Origin of the sequence: Promicromonospora sp. NPDC057488 (assembly GCF_042802395.1) — a bacterium.
In the GTDB taxonomy this organism is placed as follows: Bacteria; Actinomycetota; Actinomycetes; order Actinomycetales; family Cellulomonadaceae; genus Promicromonospora.
In genome coordinates this window covers 1-18,037 of the sequence record NZ_JBHVEG010000131.1, presented here as the reverse complement: position 1 = coordinate 18,037, position 18,037 = coordinate 1, and the positions used below count along the sequence as shown (strand labels likewise).

Here is an 18,037-nt window from a genome sequence, read left to right as displayed (position 1 = left end):
GGAGCACCGCGGCCCACGCCGCGGTGCTCCTGCGCTCTGGTTGCTAGTACGGCCGGATGTAGACCGCGTAGTCCTGCCACTGCTCGGTATAGCGCACAGGACTGCCGTAGTTGGCGGCCTCGACCACCATGCCGTCGCCGGCGTAGAGGGAGACGTGGCCCTGGGTCCAGACGATGTCGCCGGGGATCGGCGAGGAGACCTGGTACCCGGTCGCCACCATCGACGACGAGGAGTGCGGCAGCTCGACGCCGAGCTGCGCGTACACGTACTTGATCAGGCCTGAGCAGTCGAAGCCCGTGGCGGGCGAGCTGCCGCCGTACGCGTAGGCGATGCCGATGTACTGCATCGCGATCGAGATGGCCTGGGCCCCGATGGACCCGTCGGACGCGTAGTCCGGTGTGGCCTCGGCGGCGGTGCTCGTCGCGGTCACCGAGGCTGTGGTCTCCACGACTGGCTCTGGTTCCGGCTCGGGCTCGGGAGCGGGGGTGACCTTGACGGCCTTGCTCTCGATCTTGAGCCGTGCGTCGTTCGCGACCTGCACCGCCGGTGCTGTCGCGACCTCCTTTGCCAGCCGGTTCGAACCTTCTCCCACGACCGCGTGTGCGCCGGGGGCGAACGCTGTTGCGAGAAGTCCGGATGATGCCGCGATCACAGCGCCCGAACGGGCTGCGCTGCGAGTCACGGACATGAAGTGAGTGCTAGGAGCGTGATCGGCGCGGTGTCGACCGCGTCGGACGGTGGTACTCACCGAAGTTCTCCAAGTCGCCGGTTGCGCGGTCCCGTACCGGTCTGGGGAATGGGGTCCGCGGCTGTGCCTCCGGTGGCGCAGCGAATCCGACGCTACATACGGGTACCCACCTTGTCTCGATCAGATAACACTTGTCGTGAAGTATCGGCCTGTCCGAAACGCGCGTAACTTTTCGACCAGATGCCTTTTCCCAGCGTAAGGAGCATTTTCAACACCGAAATGCGGTCCTGACGGCTATGAAAAGACAGTGGACGAAATGATGCGACACGCGCCTCTCCGGCGGTGTGTCACGTCTTGTTCCGTGCTCTGAGCTCCGCCTCCGACCTCAGGTCGGCCAGCAGGGTGTCGGCCAGCTCGCGCGCCCTCGGCCCCGCCGCCAGGTCGGTCAGTCCCGCGAGCATCCCGCTCCGGGCCACAGCCGTCGTGACGTCGCACGCGGCGCCGCCGTGCTGCCCCGCGCCGGGCAGCGGGGTGATCCGGTGGGCGGTCCCGGTCCGCACGCCTGGGGTGCTGCTGCTCGACCACGAGAAGCCCTGGCCCTCGGTGAGGCCGTCCACCTCCCAGGTCGCCGCCGGCAGCCCGGGCTGCTCGACCTCGACGCGCGCGCCCACGACGATCGCGCGCTCGGGGCCCAGGACCGTCACGCGGCTCATGGCGCCGGTCCAGGCGGGCATGCGCTCGACGTCGGACAGGACCTGCCAGACGACGTCGGCGGGCGCCTCGATCCGGACACTGGTGCTATAGGCATGAGCCACGGGCCCCAGGCTACGCCGGGCCGGGGAGCGTCCGGCGCGGCCTGGGGCCCGTGGCGGGCCTTCGGGTGAGGTGCCTGGTCAGGACCCCGCGGAGAGCACGATCGTGACCGGCTCGCCCCAGGCGACGAGTGCGTTCTTGGCGGGATCGGACGAGACGACGGTCCCTTCGGGCGCCGTCTCCGCCTTCTCCTCCGTGAACGTGCAGGCCAGGTGCTTCTGCAGGCACACGACCTCGACGTCCTCCCGGGTCATCGAGACGAGGTCGGGGATCTCGATGACGCTGTCCGCGATCTCGTCGGGCAGGTCCGTGAACTCGGTCGTCAGGTAGATGTCCGTACCGTGCTTCGTGTCCTGCGTCTCGAGCGGCAGGTTCCGCGTCTCGTCGTAGATCACGGTCCGCATCCTGTCGTCGTCGGCGTACTGATACGTCGCCGCGGTGCCCGGCCGGTCCTCCGAGTCTCGGACGTCCTCCTCGACCTCGACGTCGTCGAGGTTCGTGAGCACCTCCCACGCCGCGGCCCGCAGCTCCGGTGAGGCCGGTGCCTGGGTGGCCAGGCGGGCCGCGACGTCGCGCAGCTGCTCCAAGCCGTAGCTCGACGGCGCGTCGACGTCGTCGTAGTTGCCCAGCAGGGCGTCGTGCAGGGCCTCCGGATCGGTCGGGAGCGCCGCCATCTCCGCCCAGGTGTAGCTGCGGGTGTGGCCCTCGATGTTGATGTAGTCGCCGAGAACCACCAGTGCGGGGCCGCTCGCAGTGAGCTCGAAGCTGATGCCGTCGCCGTACCAGCTCTCGCTGCCCAGCGTGCTGCCCAGCGGCGCCTCGGGTTCGGACCCCCCGCCGGTCTGGCCGGTCGCGCCCCGGGTCACGACGTGGAAGTACGTGGCATCCCGCCAGCCCTCGGGCGGCACCACCGGTTCCATGGACGGGTAGCTGGGCAGCTCGGTCAGGCTGTCGCCCGCGCTCGACGTCAGCGGCGGCCCGGTCGGCGACGGCGACGGCTCGACCGGCATCGTCGTCGAACCACCGGGCAGGACGGTCCCGAGCTCCAGCGTGCTGGCCACCCAGGCCCCGCCCCCGAGGGCCAGCGCCAGGGCCAGGGTGAGGCCGCCCGCCCGGGCGGCCCGCCGCCGTCGGGCAGCGGGGACGACGCGCGTCACGTCGACGTCGATCCTCGGCGCGACCCGCGTGACCTGCGTGCGCAGGCTCTCCGCGAACTGCTCCTCGTCGTTCATGACCCGCTCCTCTCGTGGTTCGTGCGTGATGTCGTCGTGCGGGCCGGGTCGGTCGCGTCGAAGCCCCGCAGGATCTCGCGCAGGCGCACGAGGCCGCGGGACGCCGTGGACTTGACCGTGCCGACCGAGACGCCGACCGCGTCGGCGACCTCGCGCTCCGGCAGGCCCTCCAGGTGCCGGAGCACCACGATCCGGCGTTGCTTGGTGGGCAGCAGGCGCAGCGCGCGGACCAGGCGGTCGCGCTCGGCGTGCGCCTCGGCGGCGCTCCGGCCGTCCTGCGCCCGCTCGGGCAGGGCGTCGGCGGACATGAGGACCTCCCGGCGCCGCCTGCGCCACCCGTCGACCCGCAGGTTCGCCAGGACGCGCCGCGCGTACGCGAGCGGCTCGCCCTTACGGGCCTTGGGCCAGGCCAGGTACGTCTTCATCAGGGCCTGCTGCACCAGCTCCTCGGCCTGGTGCGTGTCGCCGCACAGCAACCAGGCGGTGCGGGCCAGCGCCGGCGCGGACCGGGACATGAAGGCGGCGAACTCGGCCTCGGTGTCTCCCGCGACCACGACGTCGACCGCTTCGCTCCCGTGGGCCGCGCCGGGGGCCTGGACCGGATCGGGGCTCGAGCGCCCCGCGACCATTGGCATGCTCATGCCTCCTTCACGGTCGAGGGCGGCGAAAGGTTGAGCGGGTCACCCGACGGTGTGTCGGTGTGCTTCCGTATCCTCGCGGCATGGCCACCCACCGGCTCACCGTGCAGCAGGCGCGCCGCGTCGCCCTGCGTGCCCAGCTCCTCGACGCCCGCCGGCCGGTCGACCTGGTGCACCTCGTGGAGGACCTCACCTACCTCGCCGTCGACCCGACGTCGGCCGTGGCCCCGGCGGTGGACCTCGTGGCCTGGTCGCGGCTCGGGAACGAGTACTGGGTCGGCGCGGTGGACGACGCGATCACCGACCGCATGCTCTTCCAGCTCCGCGGCACCGTGCGCTCGATGGGCGACCTGCCGCTGTACCTGGAGCAGATGGCGCAGTGGCCGCAGAACGAGACCATGCGGCAGTGGCTCGCGGACAACGCTGACTTCGAGCGCGAGGTGCTGGCGCTGGTCGAGGCGGAGGGGCCGGTGCTCGCCAAGGACGTGCCCGACACGGCCCGGGTGCCGTACACGTGGGGCGCCGAGGGCTGGAGCAGCCGGCGCAGCGTGGCCGAGATGCTCGAGGCGCTGAACATGCAGGGCAAGCTGGCGATGGTGGGGCGCAAGGGGCGCCAGCGCCTGTGGGACCTCGCCGAGCGGGTGTATCCCCAGGTCGAGGCGGTGCCGCTGGAGGAGGCGCTGCGCGAGCGGGTCGACCGGCGGCTGGCCGCGGAGGGCATCGCCCGCAAGCGGGCGCAGGGCCGCTCGGGCGACGGCGCCTGGTGGGTGGACCTCCCGGGCGAGGTGGTCCAGGTCGAGGGGTGCGACGGCGAGTGGCGCGTCGACCCGGAGCTGCTGGACCACGCGGACGACGACTTCGAGCCGCGCACCGCCCTTCTGTCCCCGTTCGACGCGCTCGTGGCCGACCGGCCGCGGCTGCTCGACCTGTTCGACTACGAGTACACGCTCGAGATGTACAAGCCGAAGGGGAAGCGGCGCTGGGGCTACTTCGCGCTGCCGATCCTGCACGGGGAGCGGTTCGTGGGAAAGCTCGACGCCAAGGCGGACCGCAAGGAGGGCGTGCTGAACGTCTTCGCGGTGCACGAGGACCTGCCGTTCGACGGGGCGACGACGGACGCGGTGCACGCCGAGGTGGAGCAGCTCGCGGCGTGGCTGGGGCTGGGGCGCGTCGACTACGCCCGAAGTGGTTGAATCTTTCAGTAATCTAGAGCGCCGCGAAATCGGACTATCATCCGCCACGTGACATCGCAGATGATGGTTGACCTCGTACCGGTGGGCGAGGACGTGCTCGAGGACCTGCTCGCCCTGGCCGTGGCCGAGGCCCAGCCCGGCGAGGTGATGCCGCCCGCGTCCGGCGAGTCGGCCGACGAGGCGCGCACCACGTGGACCGAGCTCCGCAAGGGAGCCTTCCGTGAGTACCACCGGCGCTGCCGGCTCAGCGTGACCGCACCGGTCCCCGAGGTGACCTGGGCGGTCAGGGCCCGGGGACGCATCGTGGGCGCCGCCCGCCTCGCCCTGGTCGACGGCGACCCGGACGCGCGCGAGGTGGGGCTCTGGCTCGGCGAGTCGCACCGCGGGCAGGGCATCGTCGGCGAGGTCGCCTACTGGGCGGTCGCCGCGGCGCAGACCATGGAGGCCCGGCGGCTGGTGGCCCGCACGGTGGCGACCCCCGCCGCGCTCCGGTCGCTGGAGCGCATCGGCTTCGAGGTGGTCGAGCACGACGACGGCCTGCTCGGCACGATCACGCTGCCCTGACCTGGTCGGCATCCCGCACCGAACGAGGTCAGGGCAGGGTCAGCGCGGTCAGGTCCGCGCGCGTGCCCGCGAAGACGTTGAGGTCGATGTACGGCTCCACGCCGTCGTACCCCGGCAGCCGGTCGCGGTTCGAGTACTGCCAGATCGTCCAGTCCCGGCCGTCGGAGAGCCTAGGCGTCCAGGCGACCGACCGGATCCAGATCGGCAGGTCGGGGTAGCGGTCGGCCAGGTACAGGTCGTACGCGTCCTCGGTCGCGTACACGATCGGCGGCACGCCGTAGTGCTCCTCGATGCCTGCGACCAGGGGGTCCAGGATCGCCCGCACCTGCTCGGGGGCCGGCGGGTCCTGGAAGTACGGGCCGTAGAACTCCAGGTCGATCACTGGCGGGAGCGTGCCCGGGGTCGCGGGCACCTCACGCGCGAGCTGCGCGGCCTGCTCCGCGCCGGGACTCTCGAAGCTCATGAAGTGGTACGCCCCCACGAGCAGGTCCGTGCGGTTCGCGGCCGCCCAGTTCTCGGCGAACCGGGGGTCGGTGTGCGAGGCGCCCTCGGTGGCCTTGATCCACGCGAAGTCGAGGTCCTGCGCCGCGAGCACGTCCCAGTCGATCTCGCCCTGGTAGTGCGAGACGTCGACGCCGCGCACGTCGTGAGCCGCCGCCGGCAGCCGGCTCGGCCAGACGATCCCGGTCGCCACGAGCCCCCCGAGGACGGCGACGACGGCGGCCGCGGCCGCCGTCGTCCACAGGGCTGTGCGCGGACCGGTGCGCGGAGCCGGCCCGGAGGGGCGGCCTTCGGTGGGGCGAGGCATCCCCGGAGGCTAGCCGCGGGGTCTCGGCGCGACCAGCAAACGGGCTACTCGCCCGTCGCGCCACCCGCTATCTCGGCGGCGATGTCCAGGTGGCCCGCGTGCCGGGCGTACTCCTGCAGCACGTGGAAGCAGATCCAGGCGAGCGTGGGCGGGTCCTCGGTGAACCGGCCGCCGAGCGCGCCGTGCTCCGCCGGGTCGTGCGCGGCGAGCACCTCGCGGGTCGACACGCCCCCGGCGTGCAGGCGGTCGAGGAGCTCGGTGAGGCCCACGCCGTCGGGCACGGCCCACGGCCCGTGCGGGTCCTGTTCCGCGTGGTCGCCCCACGGGTCGTCGACCTGCTCGCCCAGGAATCCCCAGCGGAACCAGCGCCGCTCCATGTGCACCAGGTGGATCAGGAGCTCCAGCGGCGACCAGCCGGACGGGAGCCGGGAGGCGCGCAGCTCCGCGTCGGACAGGGTGCGCAGCTTCCGGTCCACGGTCTGCCGGTAGTAGTCCAGGTAGGCGGTGAAGAGCACCGGGGTCTCGGCGGAGTCGAGCCGCGGCTCGCGGTCGGAGAGGGGCATGTCGCGAGGCTACGTCGCGGAGCCGGAAACTCCTCCGGATCCGTACCGCGAAGTGCTGTGACATCGGCGCGGCAGCCGCGTCTGTAGTGCATGACCGCGACGAAGAGCAGGACCTACGGACTGGCCTCGAACCCCTCGGAGTGGGCCGCGCACCGCCGCGCCGTCGTCTTCTCCGTGCACCGGATGTTCCCGGGCGTGGACGCCGAGCGCGCCGCGACCGAGGGCCTGGGCGAGCTGTGCCGCCAGATCGTGATGCGCGGCGCCGTCGACCGCCCCGCCGTCGTGTGGTGCGAGGCCGCGATAGCGGCGGCCGCGCGCCTGCGGGTCGAGAGCGGCGTCGCGGCGTGAGCCGGAGGTGGTGCGTCCAGGCGCGGACACCCCGGACCCACCCGCGGATGTCGGACGCACAGGCCCAGGGGACCTGTGCGCCCGACGCCGGGATCAGCGCGTACTGCCGACCTCTGCCACGAACCGAGCGGCGCGTTCGCGCAGACCGGCGATGCGGCGGTCGGTGATCAGCTCACGCATGGCCGGGTCGTTGCCCGCCTCCGTGAACGTGGGCGTGCGCCGCACGTTGCGGGAGCAGGCGAACTCGGTGCAGATCAGCGTGCCGATCGTGTTGCCGTTGCGCCCGGACGCGCCGCCCCGCTTGGCGACGTACAGGGAGACGTCCTCGGTGACGACGACGTCCTCGCACCAGGCGCAGACGCCCTTGGTGCGCTTGCCGCCCGCCTTGGCGTCGGTGGAGCGCAGCAGCACCCCGGTCGGTTCGCCGTCGAGCTCGAGCACCACGTACGCGGACAGCGGCGCCTTGCGGTCGCGCCATCCGAGGTAGTCGAGGCGCTCCCAGTCGAGGGCGTCGAGGTCGGGCAGGGTCGCCTGCGCGGCCTCCCGCTTGCTCGCGTTCAGGAAGGACGCGCGGATCTGCTTCTCGGTCATGGGGTTCATCAGGATTCTCGGCTTCCGGTCGTGCGGAAACCACCGGTCGGCGCCCGTCGTCGGGCGCGCACGACGGCGTCACGGTCACCGACACGTGTCGGTCACCGGGCCGGCCGGCGGCAGGGCAGGGGACGATGCCGCGCCCGCCCTCCGAGCCGTGTTACCAGGTCAGAGAGCTGTAGCGCGGGTCCGGGCGCTGCCCGAGCAGGCCGAGACGGCCGCCCCGCATCCCGCGGTGTGTTCCCGCATCTCTCGCTCCTCGTGGTCGACCGGTCAGTGCGTGACCAGTGCGTCGGCCGGGCCTGTGCCACACGGCCGACACTCGATGCTACGACACCGTTGCCGCGTGGCACATGTGCTTTTCCACACGTGCCGCCAGGCTGTGCCCTCACGCGGCGTGAGGTTCAAGTGGCGCCATGATCGCGTCGCGTCAGCGGGTGGGCTGCAGCTCCGCGTCCGGCGCCTGCGCGGCCTCCCGCTCGGCCGGCTCCGCGAGGTGGCCCGTCCGCTTGAGCCACCACTCGGCGAGCAGGGTGGTCAGCGGCGGGACCGCCGAGGCCAGCGCGACGAGCGTCCGGAACCAGCCCCACCGCAGCCGCACGGCCGCGATCAGCGTGACCACGACGAACAGTACGAACGCCCCGCCGTGCAGCCGGCCGAACAGCCAGACCCCGGCCTCGGTGGTCTCAGTGACGTACTTGAGGAACATCCCGACCAGCAGTCCGGCCCAGGTGAACGCCTCGATCCAGGCGACGACGGCGAACAGGCGGCCCAGACGGGACATCGGGGGCATGCGGGGGTCCTTCCGGAGGAGTGGCGGGATGTGCGCCCAGTCTGCCCGACGCCGGACGGTGCGCCTCAGCCCGGTTGCCGCAGCCGGGACCGCACGGCGACGCCCGCGCAGAGGATCACGGCCGCGCCGCCGAGCACCGTGGGCCAGCCGATCTGCTCGTGGAGCAGCAGCGCGGCCCAGCCGATGCCCAGCACGGGCTGGACCAGCTGCACCTGGCTGACCTGCGCCATCGGGCCGATCGCGAGCCCGCGGTACCAGGCCACGAAGCCCAGGAACATGCTCACCGTGCCCAGGTAGCCGAACAGCGCCCAGTCGAGCGGGCTGCCCGACGGCGGCTGCCGCACCACCGAGACCGCTGTGAGCAGCGCCATCGGCACGGCGGCGAGCACCAGCGCCCAGGAGATGGTCTGCCACGCGCCGAGCTCTCGGGCGAGCAGCCCGCCCTCCGCGTAGCCGAACCCGCAGGCGACCACGGCGGCGAGCAGCAGCAGGTCCGACCCGGTCAGACCGCCCAGCCCGCCGCCCTGCACCGAAGCGAAGGTGATCGCCGCGACCGCGCCCAGCGCCGCCATGACCCAGAACGACGCGCGGGGCCGCTCGTGGCCGCGCAGCACCACCAGTACCGCGGTCGCCGCGGGCAGCAGCGCGATCACCACGGCCGCGTGGCCGGCCGGCGCGGTGGTGAGCGCGAACGACGTCAGCACCGGGAAGCCCACCACCACCCCGGCGGCCACCACCGCGAGCCGCGCCCACTGCACACCGCGCGGCCGGCGCTGCCGGGTGATCGCGAGGGCGGCCGAGGCCAGCACCGCCGCGACCACGGCGCGCCCGCAGGACACGAACAGCGGCGACATGGCGCCGCCGCCGACCACGACCCGGGTGAACGGGAGGGTGAACGAGAACGCCAGGACCCCGAGGAGCCCCCACCAGAGCCCGGCGCGAGACGTCGATAGCGGACTGCGCGCCGCGAGGGTAGCGCTACTGTTGGCTGTCATGTATGACGATAGCAGTGGTCGGATCGTCGCCGGGCTGCGCGAGTGGATCGCCGCCGCGGCGCCCGGCGCGCGGCTGCCCTCCAGCCGAGAGCTCGTGACGCGGTACGGCGCGAGCCCGGTCACCGTGCAGAAGGCCCTGCGCACCCTGGTCGCGCAGGGCGCCGTTGAGACCCGGCCCGGCGTCGGCACCTTCGTCCGGGCCGTTCGGGTGGCCCGCCCCAACGACCACGGCTGGCAGACGGCGGCGCTCGGCCCCCGGCCGCAGCCCGCCCAGCAGCTCTCCCGGGCGCAGCACACCGTGCCGAACGACGTCGTCGCGCTGCACTCGGGCTACCCGGACCGCGAGCTGCTGCCCGAGCGCCTGGTCCGTGCCGCCTTCACACGGGTGGCGAGGACCGACGCCGCGGTGACCCGGTCGCCCGCCGCCGGGACGCCCGAGCTGCAGGCCTGGTTCGCGGGCGAGGTCGGCGGGGCGGCACCCGTCGGCGTCGCGCCACCCGCGCCGAGCGACGTCGTCGTCTTCCCCGGCAGCCAGAGCAGCCTCAGCATCACGTTCCGCGCGCTGGTGGGCGCGGGCCGCCCGCTCCTGGTGGAGTCGCCCACCTACTGGGGCGCCCTGCTCGCCGCCGAGCAGGTGGGCGTGCAGGTGGTGCCGGTGCCCAGCGGCCCCGGCGGCCCGGACCCGGAGGCGCTCGCGCGCGCGTTCGAGCAGACCGGGGCGCGCGCCTTCTACGCGCAGCCGCACTTCGCCAACCCGACCGGAGGCCGCTGGTCGCCCGACCTCTGCGACGAGGTGCTCCAGCTGGCCCGGCAGCACGGCGCGTACGTGATCGAGGACGACTGGGCGCACGACTTCGGCATCACCGAGGACGTGGTGCCGCTCGCCTCCCGCGACGACGCCGGACACGTGGTCTACCTGCGCTCGCTGACCAAGAGCGTGTCGCCGGCCGTCCGCGTGGCCGGGCTCGTCGCACGGGGCCCGGCCCGCGACCGCATCCTCGCCGGCGCCCAGGCCGAGTCCATGTACGTGAGCGGCATGCTCCAGGCCGTCGCGCTCGACGTCGTGACGCAGCCCGCCTGGCGCACCCACCTGCGCGGCCTGCGCCAGCAGCTCGCCGGACGCCGTGACCTGCTGCTCGGGGCGCTCCGTGAGCACGTGCCGGAGGCACGCGTCGAGGCGGTGCCGCAGGGTGGCCTCAACCTCTGGGTGCGGCTGCCCGACACGACCGACCTCGACCGGCTGGTCCGGGACTGCGAGGCGGCGGGCGTGATCATCGCGGCGGGCGACGAGTGGTTCCCGGCCGAACCGACCGGCGCCTACCTACGGCTCAACTACTCCGGCCCGAACCCGGGCGCGTTCCCGGAGGGCGCACGCGTGCTGGGCGAGATGCTCGCCCGGCAGGCACGCCGGTAGTCACTGCTCGCCGGATGCTCAGTTGCCGCGCAGCGCCTCAACCAGGTGCGGCATCGCGCTTGACGGATTAGGGCCGCGGGCGTTCAAGGCTGTTGCGCGAGTCCTGTGCGTCGCCATGGCGACCGCCTGTTCGACATTGTTGAACGGGAAGTCGGTGGGAAGGTGCTTGCACGTGCCCGTGAACCCGTGCCGCCTCAGTTCCTTCTTGAGGGACGTCGCCGTATGCGATGCTCCGCTGCTGTTGAGATGCCAGAGCAGCCACACCTCGAACTGGGGGTTCGAGACGACAACAGTCTCTGAGCTTCCGGCACATTCGCGGAGGACGTCGTTCAGTGAGGCGTGATCATCGACGTCGACAACTATCCACACGGCCTCATAGTCATCCTTCGCCGCGATCTTGCGTGCTTTGGCCAGAACTCGGGATGGTTCACCACCGCCGCTCTTCATCGCGAAAGGGACCACCGTGACTCCCGCGGTCCGCAGGTGCTGGAGGAGCCCCTGCAGGTATTGGATCTCCGTGATCTCGCCCTCGGTGACGACCAAGAGCTTCCTGTTCTCCCGACGCTTCGGGCGACTGCTGAGAACGGAACCTCCCTTACGCATCCGTCGTCTCCCGCGCCTCCGGGTCGAGAAGAGACGCGAGGAAAGATCGTGCTGTCCTTGGCACCGCGCCGTAGCGGCCGTCCAGGTAGCGCTTCGCGAAGTTCTGGTCCGCGCGAGTCGGAAAGTCCGCGAGCGAGAAGAGCGACGTGGCGCCGTCGCGAGCCTTCTCCGTGAACCACGTCTCCTCCGGGGCGAGCATCGAGTCCGACTGGTTGGACAGCAGGAACGTGTCGTGCGTCGTGAAGATCAGCTGGGCGCCGGTGTGGTTGTAGTCCGGGTCCTTGAACATCCGGAGGATCACTTGGGACAGCTGCGGATGCAGGCTGGCGTCGATCTCGTCGACGACGAGCACGCCGCCCGAACGCAGGATGGTCAGTGCGGGGAGCGCGAGACTGAGCCATGACAGCGTTCCTGTGCTCTGAGATCCCAAGGGCAGGGGAAAGACGCCGTCGTTGCCGGCGTGCTGGAACATCAGAGCGCGCCGGATCAGGTCGATCTTGAGCGACGGCCGCTTGTCGTGCGTCGGGTCGGCATGATCGTCCTGCTCGGCAGGCATGTCCGGTCCGGGCTTCCGCCGCCGATGGAAGAACTCGTTGAGCTCGTTGCTGAGCTCTCGGACGTCCTCGGGGATCTCGGACTCGTCGACACCGACATCGGTAATGCCGATGTCGGCGACCCGCAGAAGAGTCTTCACGTCGTTGAGGTCGATCTCCTCCTCGGCGATTCCTTCCGTGATCTGCTGCAGGCGGCGGTTGCGATCCTGCTCCGAGAAGTCGGCGACGACGATCTGGTGCGTGAACGCATTGAACAGTCGCCGGAGCAGGTCATGCCCATTGCCTGCGGCTTTGGAGAGAAAGAGGCTACGGCTCCCGGTGGCGGCAGCATGCAGCCTCGGAGAGCCGACCAGGGCGCGGCCGAACTTGAACTCGTCGCCTTGCCGCTCGAACAGAACCCGATGCTTCGTGCTCGGGTAGTCGTAGAGCCATTCCTGGAGCACGGCGTTCTCGTTGACCTCGAAACCGTACTGGTAGCGAACGTCGTCGAGCACAAAGTCGACCGAATAGGCGGACGGCTCATAGGTGGACCCAGAGGTCAGTCGGAAGGGTCGCTGCGGAAGCCTCTTGCGAAGACTCCACGACGTCGCCGACCTGACGACCATTCTCTGAAAGAACTCGATCGAGTCGACGACCGTCGACTTGCCCGACGCGTTCGCGCCGTAGACCCCGGCGACGCGAGTCGTGGCATCGACCCAGTTCCCGTCCTTGGGGCGAACGGTGGTCAGAGTCGGTCGGGTGAGCGAGAGCTCCGCTTCGTCACGGATGCTCCGGTGGTTCTCGACCCGGAAGCGCAGGAGGATCATGGGCCAATAATTACACTATCGCGGGCTGATCCGTCGAGATTCGACCAAATCCGTGTGGATAACGTGATGTGAGTGCGCCCGGTGCGGCTGGATGGACCTACTTGGTCGGCAGCGTCCGCGCCCAGGTCACCCCACGTCGCACCCACGTGGCGAGCTCCGGCTCGGAGCCGAGCGCGGTCGCCGGGACGTCGAGCCAGCCCGCCATGACGCGCGCGCCCATGACCGCCTGCGAGGCGGCCGTGGTGCGCGCCAGCTCGGCGGCGGCGTCCGGGCCCACCCGGACCAGGAGTCCGTCGCCGCGCACCGCCACGGCGAGGTTGCCGCCCACGAGGAACGACAGCCCGCCGAACATGCGCTTCTCGGACAGCCCGTCCTCGCCGGCCAGGGCGTGCCGGATCTCGTCGGCCAGGACCAGGTCGTATGCCATGCCGACGACGCTACGCCTGCTCCGGCCGCTCCAGCCGGAAGAGGCGCACCACCCGGCCCGACGTCCGCTCGTACTGTCGGTAGCCCGGCCACTGCCGCTCGATCTGCGCCCAGACCGCGTCGCGCTCGCCGTCGTCGATCAGCGTGGCCCGCACCGGGATGCGGCGGCCGTGCACGCTGATGCTCGCGTCCGGGTGGGCCAGCAGGTTGTACGTCCACGCGGGGTGCCGGCCCTGGGCGAACGACGAGCCCGCGACGATGCCCCGGCCCCGCCCGTCCGGCGTGTACATGAGGTAGGTGTCGCGGCGCCGGCCCGACCGCGCCCCGGTCGAGTGCAGCACGAGCGACGGCACCAGTAGCGCGCTGATCTGCAGCCGGCCGCCGGAGGCCCAGGCGAGCGCCCGTTCGGCGGGCGGCAGCACCACCGGGCCGACGGCGCGGAACGCCTGCGTGCGCGTCACCGGCGCGACGAGGGAGCGGACGGCGTGCAGCAGGCTGGCCATGCGCCCATCGTCGGCCCGGAACGCGCAGGTCGCCCCCGGAGCAGGCGCTCCACGCGCCCCGGTGTCAGCGCTCCACGAGCTCGAACGGCACCGTGATCCGGCCGCGCAGCTCGGAGCGCGGTCCGGCCAGGAGGTCCAGGATCGTGTCGCTGGACCGGGCCACGCCGGAGTCGATCGACGGCAGCGGCGGGATCGTGTACCGGCCCTCGTCGATGCTGTCGAAGCCGACGACCAGCACGTCGTCGGGCACGGTCACCCCCTGCACGGCCAGGGTGAACAGCGCCCCGAAGGCCAGCGAGTCGTTGAAGCAGAACACCCCGTCGAACGGGACGCCCCGGGACAGGAGCTCCTCGATGGCCCGCGAGCCCTCGGCGCGGTTGAACCGCTCCACCTCCACGAGCAGGTTCGGGTCGACCTCCAGGCCGCTGGCCCGCATGGCCCGCTGGTAGCCCTCGAAGCGCACCGTGGCGGTGTCGGCCACGTGGGACTGCATGCCGATCACGGCGATGCGCTTGCGGCCCCGGTCGATCAGGTACCGGGTGGCGGCCTCCGCGGCGGCCACGTTGTCCGGGCCCACGTGCGCCACGCGGTCGGACGCCAGCGCCTCGCCGTGCTCCCCGATGAGCACGAGCGGCACGGTGCTGCGCCGGTTCGCGACGTCCTCGGGTGTCAGGGTGAGCGGGCTGAAGACGAGACCGTCGAGCGCCGGCAGGTTGGTGCTCTCGAGCATCGCGAGCTCGACCGAGCGCTCGGCCTTCGTCTGCGTCGCGAGCACGGTGAGTCCTCGCCGCTGCGCCGCGCTGACGAACTCCGACGCGAACTCGGCGAAGTAGGGCTCGCCGAGGTTCGGTACGCAGAGCCCGAGCAGGCCGCTCGACCCGCTCCGGAGCTGCCGTGCGGCCAGGTTCGGGCGGTAGCCCAGCTCGTCGATCGCGTCGAGCACCCGCTTGCGCACCGGTTCGCTCACCCAGCCGGTGCCGTTCACCACGTTCGAGACCGTCTTCGTGCTCACGCCGACCCGCTCGGCGACGTCGGCCAGTCGCACCCGTCCCACAAAGTCTCCCCTCGGTGTGCGCCGGCGACCGGCGCCACGGGCATCCACCCGGGCCCCGGAAGCCCCCGGATTCCAGGCGGCTTTGCTGGCGCAGGGGACATCCTATGCCTGTGCTAGCCTGACCTCCGCCGCTCAGTTCATCGTCGAACTAAAACCCGACGATCCGGAGGCGGCGACCCCTGTCCCCCAGCCGACAACGCTGAGGGCCGGCCAATAGTTCAACGCTGTACTAGGAGTCGACTGCAATGAGATCGTTCGGCGGCCGCTGGGCGCCCTACCTCTACGTGGCGCCCATCGTGATCATCGCCGGCGTGCTGCTGTACTTCTCGATCGGGTTCGCCGTCTACGCGAGCCTGACCGACTGGAACGGCCTGACGCGCATGGAGTTCATCGGGCTGGCGAACTACGTCGAGCTGTTCCAGGACCGGACCTTCTACATCGCCCTGGGCAACACGGTGAAGTTCATGATCGCCACGGTCACCCTGCAGGCCGTCCTCGGTCTGCTGATCGCCGTGATCGCCAAGGAGCGGATCCCCGGGAGCAACTTCTTCAAGGCGCTGTTCTTCGCGCCCATCGCGATGGCTCCCGCGATCATCGCGACCGTCTTCAAGTACATGCTCGAGGCCAACTACGGCGCGCTGAACGAGACCCTGCGCGCGCTCGGGCTGCTCGGCGCGAACGACACCATCCAGTGGCTCGGCGCCGACCTCGGCGTCTGGTCCATCTCGGCCATCAACGTCTTCTCGTGGATGGGCTTCTCGATGATGGTCTACTTCGCGGGCCTCATGGCGATCCCCGACGAGCTCTACGAGGCCGCCGAGCTCGACGGCGCCGGGTGGTGGCGCCGCCTGTTCAGCATCACGATCCCGTCGCTGCGCGGCACCACGAGCGTGCTGATCACCCTCGGCATCGTCGGCTCGCTGAAGACCTTCGACTCCGTGTGGCTGACCACGCAGGGCGGACCCGGCGTCTCGACCCACTTCCTCAGCACCTTCCTCTACCAGGCGCGACTCGACCGGGAGGCCGGCTACTCGTCCGCGATCGGCATCGTCATCCTCGTCGTCGCGTTCGCCCTGGCCGTCGTCCAGATGCGTCTCAGCAACCGGGAGAACTGAACCGATGAAGCGCAAGAGGCTCCTCGCCTGGGTCGCCATGTACGGGGTGCTCGGCATCCTCGCGATCATGTGGATCTACCCCATCGTGGTCGCGATCCAGAAGTCGTTCGCCGTGGGCGGCGTCGGCAACTACACCGCGGTCCTGAACCACGACCAGTTCAACTACTGGTCGGCGATCGGGAACAGCTTCCTGATGGCCGGCGGGTCCACGGTGGTCATCGTCGTCATCTCCTGCCTGGGCGGCTACGCGTTCTCCCGGATGCGGTTCCCCGGCCGGGTGTTCCTGTACCGGGCGCTGCTCGCGTGCCTCGCGGTGCCCGTCGCCTCCGTGGTGACCCCGCTGTTCTTCTCGATCAACAGCCTCGGGCTCCGCGACAGCTACTTCGGCGTCATCATCCCGCTCGTCGCGTTCAACGTGATGACGATGCTCCTGCTGACCAAGAACCACTTCGACGGCATCCCCACCGAGCTCGTCGAGGCCGCGACCATCGACGGCGCGCGCCCCTTCGGGATCCTGTGGCGCATCTTCCTTCCGCTCAGCGGGCCCCTGCTGGCCAACGTCAGCGTGCTCTCGTTCGTGTACTCCTGGAACGAGTACCTGCTCCCGAACCTGCTCATCTCGTCGCCCGAGAAGTACCCGGTGACCCAGGCCATCGCGCTGCTGCAGTTCGAGCGCATGAGCCAGGAGCAGATCGGCCAGCTCTACGCGGGCCTGATCCTCATGACCATCCCCTCGGTCATCGTCTACCTCTTCAGCCAGCGGTACCTGCAGTCCGGCCTCACGGCCGGCGCCGTCAAGAGCTGAAGAAACCCCCGCGACCCGTTCCAACGGCCCGCACCAGCACTGTTCACCATCAAGGAGGATCATGTTCAGATCGCCTCGTGCCGTCCCCCGTCGTCTGCTCGCCGCCACCGGTGCGGCGTCCGCCCTCGTCCTGCTCGCCGGCTGTGCCGGCGGCGGGGACGACGGCGTCGCCGAGGACGGGACCGTCACCCTCACCTACCGCACCTGGATCCCGTCGCTCGAGCAGTGGCAGCCGATCGTCGACGCGTTCGAGGCCGAGAACCCCGACATCAAGATCGACTTCCAGGGCGCGGACGGCGCCAGCGACTACCTCAGCGAGCTCGACAACCTGATCCTCGCGGGCGAGGTGCCGGACATGTACGGCATCCAGACGACGTCGTCCTTCGACGACTACGCGGAGTACGCGCTGGGCACCGACGAGTTCGCCGCGGACTGGATCGACGGCGTCAAGCCCGAGCTCCTGGAGGAGACGACGACGTCGGACGGTGAGGTGAAGGCGCTGCCGATCCTCACCGCGGGCAGCGAGTTCTACCTCTACAACCAGACGCTGTTCGAGGAGCTCGGCCTGGAGCTGCCCACCGACTACGCGAGCCTGGTCGAGGTCAGCAAGGCCGCGCAGGACGCCGGCTACAGCAGCTTCGCGATGGGCGCCGCCGACACCTGGCACGCCGCGGACTTCTTCGTGTGGCTGAGCAACCAGTACGGCGACGGCGGCGAGATCTACGACGCGGCCGCCGGCGAGATCCCGTGGGACTCCGACACCCTGGTCGAGGCCGCGACGGCCTGGCAGAAGCTGTTCGACGACGGCGTGTTCCAGCAGGCGGCGACGTCGACCACGACCTACCCGTCCGCACGCGACGACTACCTGCTCGCCCGCAAGTCGCTGGCCATGCCGACCGGTTCGTGGCACGTGAGCGCCACGCTGGCTGGCAACGCGGAGACCCCGGGCAGCGCCGTCGAGAAGGACACCCTCGGCATGGCGCCGTTCCCGACGATCGGTGACAACGAGGCGACGTCGACCAGCGGCGTGGACTACGCGCTCGCGCTGAGCGCCGACCTGGACGGGCCCAAGCTGGACGCCGCGACCAAGTTCGCCGAGTTCCTCGCCGTCGGCGAGGGCCAGCAGATCTGGGTCGACACCCTGCAGGGCTTCCCGGCGGCGAACGACGTCAGCGCCGAGCTGGCCGAGGACGAGAGTGAGACCGCGCTGGAGAGCGTGCAGCAGGTGACCGACGCCCTGGCGGCCGCCGAGTACCCGCGCAAGCTGGTCTCGGCCGACAACGACGGGCTGGAGAACGACCTCGGCGTGGTGCTGCAGAACATCGCGAACGGCGCCGACCCGGCCAAGGAGCTGGCGACGCTCAACAGCTAGCCGAGGGCGGGCTCTGCACCCGCCGCCGCCGTATCCCTGCTGGGTCGCAGTACCCAGCGATTGTGCCCGGAACACCCCGTGTTCCGGGCACAATCGCTGGTCAGACCAACACGCGAGCGCGAACCAGCGATTGGGCCCGGAAACCGTGTGGTTTCCGGG

General features: G+C 70.9%; 21 protein-coding genes. 7 read left to right on the top strand and 14 right to left on the bottom strand.

The window, feature by feature from the left end; translation table 11 throughout:
- Nucleotides 1–43 precede the first annotated feature (43 nt).
- The 4 genes from ACFU5G_RS21990 to ACFU5G_RS21975 all read right to left on the bottom strand — a co-directional run bounded on the left by ACFU5G_RS21990 (nucleotide 44) and on the right by ACFU5G_RS21975 (nucleotide 3,374).
- A complete protein-coding gene (locus ACFU5G_RS21990) occupies nucleotides 44–541 on the bottom strand; it encodes a C40 family peptidase (protein WP_377249584.1) in 498 nt (165 codons plus the stop codon).
- 494 nt (nucleotides 542–1,035) lie between these two features.
- Nucleotides 1,036–1,503, bottom strand: coding sequence for an SRPBCC family protein (locus ACFU5G_RS21985; protein WP_377249582.1), 468 nt, complete (start codon nucleotides 1,501–1,503; stop codon nucleotides 1,036–1,038).
- Nucleotides 1,504–1,581: 78 nt separating this feature from the next.
- A complete protein-coding gene (locus ACFU5G_RS21980) occupies nucleotides 1,582–2,733 on the bottom strand; it encodes a PASTA domain-containing protein (RefSeq protein ID WP_377249579.1) in 1,152 nt (383 codons plus the stop codon).
- On the bottom strand, nucleotides 2,730–3,374 hold the full coding sequence (locus ACFU5G_RS21975; RefSeq protein WP_377249577.1) for a SigE family RNA polymerase sigma factor: 645 nt from the start codon (nucleotides 3,372–3,374) through the stop codon (nucleotides 2,730–2,732). The genes ACFU5G_RS21980 and ACFU5G_RS21975 overlap by 4 nt, the downstream gene beginning before the upstream one ends.
- An 80-nt stretch (nucleotides 3,375–3,454) precedes the next feature.
- Here ACFU5G_RS21975 and ACFU5G_RS21970 point away from each other — a divergent pair, with 80 nt between their 5' ends.
- A complete protein-coding gene (locus tag ACFU5G_RS21970) occupies nucleotides 3,455–4,564 on the top strand; it encodes a DNA glycosylase AlkZ-like family protein (RefSeq protein ID WP_377249575.1) in 1,110 nt (369 codons plus the stop codon).
- Nucleotides 4,565–4,612: 48 nt separating this feature from the next.
- Nucleotides 4,613–5,128 (top strand): GNAT family N-acetyltransferase, encoded by a 516-nt coding sequence (locus tag ACFU5G_RS21965; RefSeq protein WP_377249573.1) that lies wholly within the window; start codon nucleotides 4,613–4,615, stop codon nucleotides 5,126–5,128.
- A 28-nt stretch (nucleotides 5,129–5,156) separates the two neighbouring features.
- Here ACFU5G_RS21965 and ACFU5G_RS21960 read toward each other — a convergent pair whose 3' ends face one another.
- Both ACFU5G_RS21960 and ACFU5G_RS21955 read right to left on the bottom strand, forming a co-directional pair.
- A complete protein-coding gene (locus ACFU5G_RS21960; protein ID WP_377249571.1) occupies nucleotides 5,157–5,936 on the bottom strand; it encodes a GH25 family lysozyme in 780 nt (259 codons plus the stop codon).
- A 44-nt stretch (nucleotides 5,937–5,980) separates the two neighbouring features.
- Complete coding sequence (locus ACFU5G_RS21955) at nucleotides 5,981–6,499, bottom strand: DUF664 domain-containing protein (RefSeq protein WP_377249569.1); 519 nt, start codon at nucleotides 6,497–6,499, stop codon at nucleotides 5,981–5,983.
- Between the two features lie 90 nt (nucleotides 6,500–6,589).
- Between ACFU5G_RS21955 and ACFU5G_RS21950 the strand changes: the two genes are divergently transcribed.
- Nucleotides 6,590–6,847: a hypothetical protein gene (locus ACFU5G_RS21950; RefSeq protein ID WP_121384624.1), complete on the top strand. Its 258-nt coding sequence runs from the start codon at nucleotides 6,590–6,592 to the stop codon at nucleotides 6,845–6,847.
- Nucleotides 6,848–6,940: 93 nt separating this feature from the next.
- On the opposite strand, the gene ACFU5G_RS21945 is transcribed toward ACFU5G_RS21950, so the two are convergent.
- The 3 genes from ACFU5G_RS21945 to ACFU5G_RS21935 all read right to left on the bottom strand — a co-directional run bounded on the left by ACFU5G_RS21945 (nucleotide 6,941) and on the right by ACFU5G_RS21935 (nucleotide 9,226).
- Entirely contained in the window at nucleotides 6,941–7,447 is a 507-nt protein-coding gene (locus tag ACFU5G_RS21945) for an FBP domain-containing protein (RefSeq protein WP_377249567.1), read from the bottom strand.
- Nucleotides 7,448–7,868: 421 nt separating this feature from the next.
- Nucleotides 7,869–8,231 (bottom strand): DUF3817 domain-containing protein, encoded by a 363-nt coding sequence (locus ACFU5G_RS21940; RefSeq protein ID WP_377249565.1) that lies wholly within the window; start codon nucleotides 8,229–8,231, stop codon nucleotides 7,869–7,871.
- Between the two features lie 65 nt (nucleotides 8,232–8,296).
- On the bottom strand, nucleotides 8,297–9,226 hold the full coding sequence (locus tag ACFU5G_RS21935; protein ID WP_377249563.1) for a DMT family transporter: 930 nt from the start codon (nucleotides 9,224–9,226) through the stop codon (nucleotides 8,297–8,299).
- On the opposite strand from ACFU5G_RS21935, the gene ACFU5G_RS21930 reads away from it, so the two are divergent.
- A complete protein-coding gene (locus ACFU5G_RS21930) occupies nucleotides 9,225–10,640 on the top strand; it encodes a PLP-dependent aminotransferase family protein (RefSeq protein WP_377249560.1) in 1,416 nt (471 codons plus the stop codon). The genes ACFU5G_RS21935 and ACFU5G_RS21930 overlap by 2 nt on opposite strands.
- 18 nt (nucleotides 10,641–10,658) lie before the next feature.
- Here ACFU5G_RS21930 and ACFU5G_RS21925 read toward each other — a convergent pair whose 3' ends face one another.
- The 5 genes from ACFU5G_RS21925 to ACFU5G_RS21905 all read right to left on the bottom strand — a co-directional run bounded on the left by ACFU5G_RS21925 (nucleotide 10,659) and on the right by ACFU5G_RS21905 (nucleotide 14,586).
- Entirely contained in the window at nucleotides 10,659–11,183 is a 525-nt protein-coding gene (locus ACFU5G_RS21925; RefSeq protein WP_377249558.1) for an RloB family protein, read from the bottom strand.
- A gap of 52 nt (nucleotides 11,184–11,235) precedes the next feature.
- A complete protein-coding gene (locus ACFU5G_RS21920) occupies nucleotides 11,236–12,603 on the bottom strand; it encodes an ATP/GTP-binding protein (protein WP_377249556.1) in 1,368 nt (455 codons plus the stop codon).
- Nucleotides 12,604–12,700: 97 nt separating this feature from the next.
- Nucleotides 12,701–13,030, bottom strand: a complete 330-nt coding sequence (locus tag ACFU5G_RS21915; protein WP_377249553.1) for a TfoX/Sxy family protein — start codon at nucleotides 13,028–13,030, stop codon at nucleotides 12,701–12,703.
- A 10-nt stretch (nucleotides 13,031–13,040) separates the two neighbouring features.
- The gene (locus ACFU5G_RS21910; protein WP_377249550.1) at nucleotides 13,041–13,532 is read right to left on the bottom strand and encodes a nitroreductase family deazaflavin-dependent oxidoreductase; all 492 of its coding nucleotides are present in this window, start codon (nucleotides 13,530–13,532) and stop codon (nucleotides 13,041–13,043) included.
- 64 nt (nucleotides 13,533–13,596) lie between these two features.
- Complete coding sequence (locus tag ACFU5G_RS21905) at nucleotides 13,597–14,586, bottom strand: LacI family DNA-binding transcriptional regulator (RefSeq protein WP_377249548.1); 990 nt, start codon at nucleotides 14,584–14,586, stop codon at nucleotides 13,597–13,599.
- A 245-nt stretch (nucleotides 14,587–14,831) separates the two neighbouring features.
- On the opposite strand from ACFU5G_RS21905, the gene ACFU5G_RS21900 reads away from it, so the two are divergent.
- The 3 genes from ACFU5G_RS21900 to ACFU5G_RS21890 all read left to right on the top strand — a co-directional run bounded on the left by ACFU5G_RS21900 (nucleotide 14,832) and on the right by ACFU5G_RS21890 (nucleotide 17,878).
- Nucleotides 14,832–15,701, top strand: coding sequence for a carbohydrate ABC transporter permease (locus ACFU5G_RS21900; protein WP_377249545.1), 870 nt, complete (start codon nucleotides 14,832–14,834; stop codon nucleotides 15,699–15,701).
- 4 nt (nucleotides 15,702–15,705) lie between these two features.
- Entirely contained in the window at nucleotides 15,706–16,506 is an 801-nt protein-coding gene (locus ACFU5G_RS21895) for a carbohydrate ABC transporter permease (RefSeq protein WP_121384633.1), read from the top strand.
- Between the two features lie 61 nt (nucleotides 16,507–16,567).
- The gene (locus tag ACFU5G_RS21890; RefSeq protein ID WP_377249543.1) at nucleotides 16,568–17,878 is read left to right on the top strand and encodes an ABC transporter substrate-binding protein; all 1,311 of its coding nucleotides are present in this window, start codon (nucleotides 16,568–16,570) and stop codon (nucleotides 17,876–17,878) included.
- Nucleotides 17,879–18,037 lie beyond the last annotated feature (159 nt).

Excerpts from the sequence above, each read along its gene's own strand:
- ACFU5G_RS21980 (WP_377249579.1), bottom strand. The coding sequence starts at position 2,733 with ATGAACGACGAGGAGCAGTTCGCGGAGAGCCTGCGCACGCAGGTCACG.
- ACFU5G_RS21975 (WP_377249577.1), bottom strand. The coding sequence starts at position 3,374 with ATGAGCATGCCAATGGTCGCGGGGCGCTCGAGCCCCGATCCGGTCCAG.
- ACFU5G_RS21970 (WP_377249575.1), top strand. The coding sequence starts at position 3,455 with ATGGCCACCCACCGGCTCACCGTGCAGCAGGCGCGCCGCGTCGCCCTG.
- ACFU5G_RS21960 (WP_377249571.1), bottom strand. The coding sequence starts at position 5,936 with ATGCCTCGCCCCACCGAAGGCCGCCCCTCCGGGCCGGCTCCGCGCACC.
- ACFU5G_RS21955 (WP_377249569.1), bottom strand. The coding sequence starts at position 6,499 with ATGCCCCTCTCCGACCGCGAGCCGCGGCTCGACTCCGCCGAGACCCCG.
- ACFU5G_RS21950 (WP_121384624.1), top strand. The coding sequence starts at position 6,590 with ATGACCGCGACGAAGAGCAGGACCTACGGACTGGCCTCGAACCCCTCG.
- ACFU5G_RS21945 (WP_377249567.1), bottom strand. The coding sequence starts at position 7,447 with ATGAACCCCATGACCGAGAAGCAGATCCGCGCGTCCTTCCTGAACGCG.
- ACFU5G_RS21940 (WP_377249565.1), bottom strand. The coding sequence starts at position 8,231 with ATGCCCCCGATGTCCCGTCTGGGCCGCCTGTTCGCCGTCGTCGCCTGG.
- ACFU5G_RS21930 (WP_377249560.1), top strand. The coding sequence starts at position 9,225 with ATGTATGACGATAGCAGTGGTCGGATCGTCGCCGGGCTGCGCGAGTGG.
- ACFU5G_RS21935 (WP_377249563.1), bottom strand. The coding sequence starts at position 9,226 with ATGACAGCCAACAGTAGCGCTACCCTCGCGGCGCGCAGTCCGCTATCG.
- ACFU5G_RS21920 (WP_377249556.1), bottom strand. The coding sequence starts at position 12,603 with ATGATCCTCCTGCGCTTCCGGGTCGAGAACCACCGGAGCATCCGTGAC.
- ACFU5G_RS21915 (WP_377249553.1), bottom strand. The coding sequence starts at position 13,030 with ATGGCATACGACCTGGTCCTGGCCGACGAGATCCGGCACGCCCTGGCC.
- ACFU5G_RS21910 (WP_377249550.1), bottom strand. The coding sequence starts at position 13,532 with ATGGCCAGCCTGCTGCACGCCGTCCGCTCCCTCGTCGCGCCGGTGACG.
- ACFU5G_RS21900 (WP_377249545.1), top strand. The coding sequence starts at position 14,832 with ATGAGATCGTTCGGCGGCCGCTGGGCGCCCTACCTCTACGTGGCGCCC.
- ACFU5G_RS21895 (WP_121384633.1), top strand. The coding sequence starts at position 15,706 with ATGAAGCGCAAGAGGCTCCTCGCCTGGGTCGCCATGTACGGGGTGCTC.
- ACFU5G_RS21890 (WP_377249543.1), top strand. The coding sequence starts at position 16,568 with ATGTTCAGATCGCCTCGTGCCGTCCCCCGTCGTCTGCTCGCCGCCACC.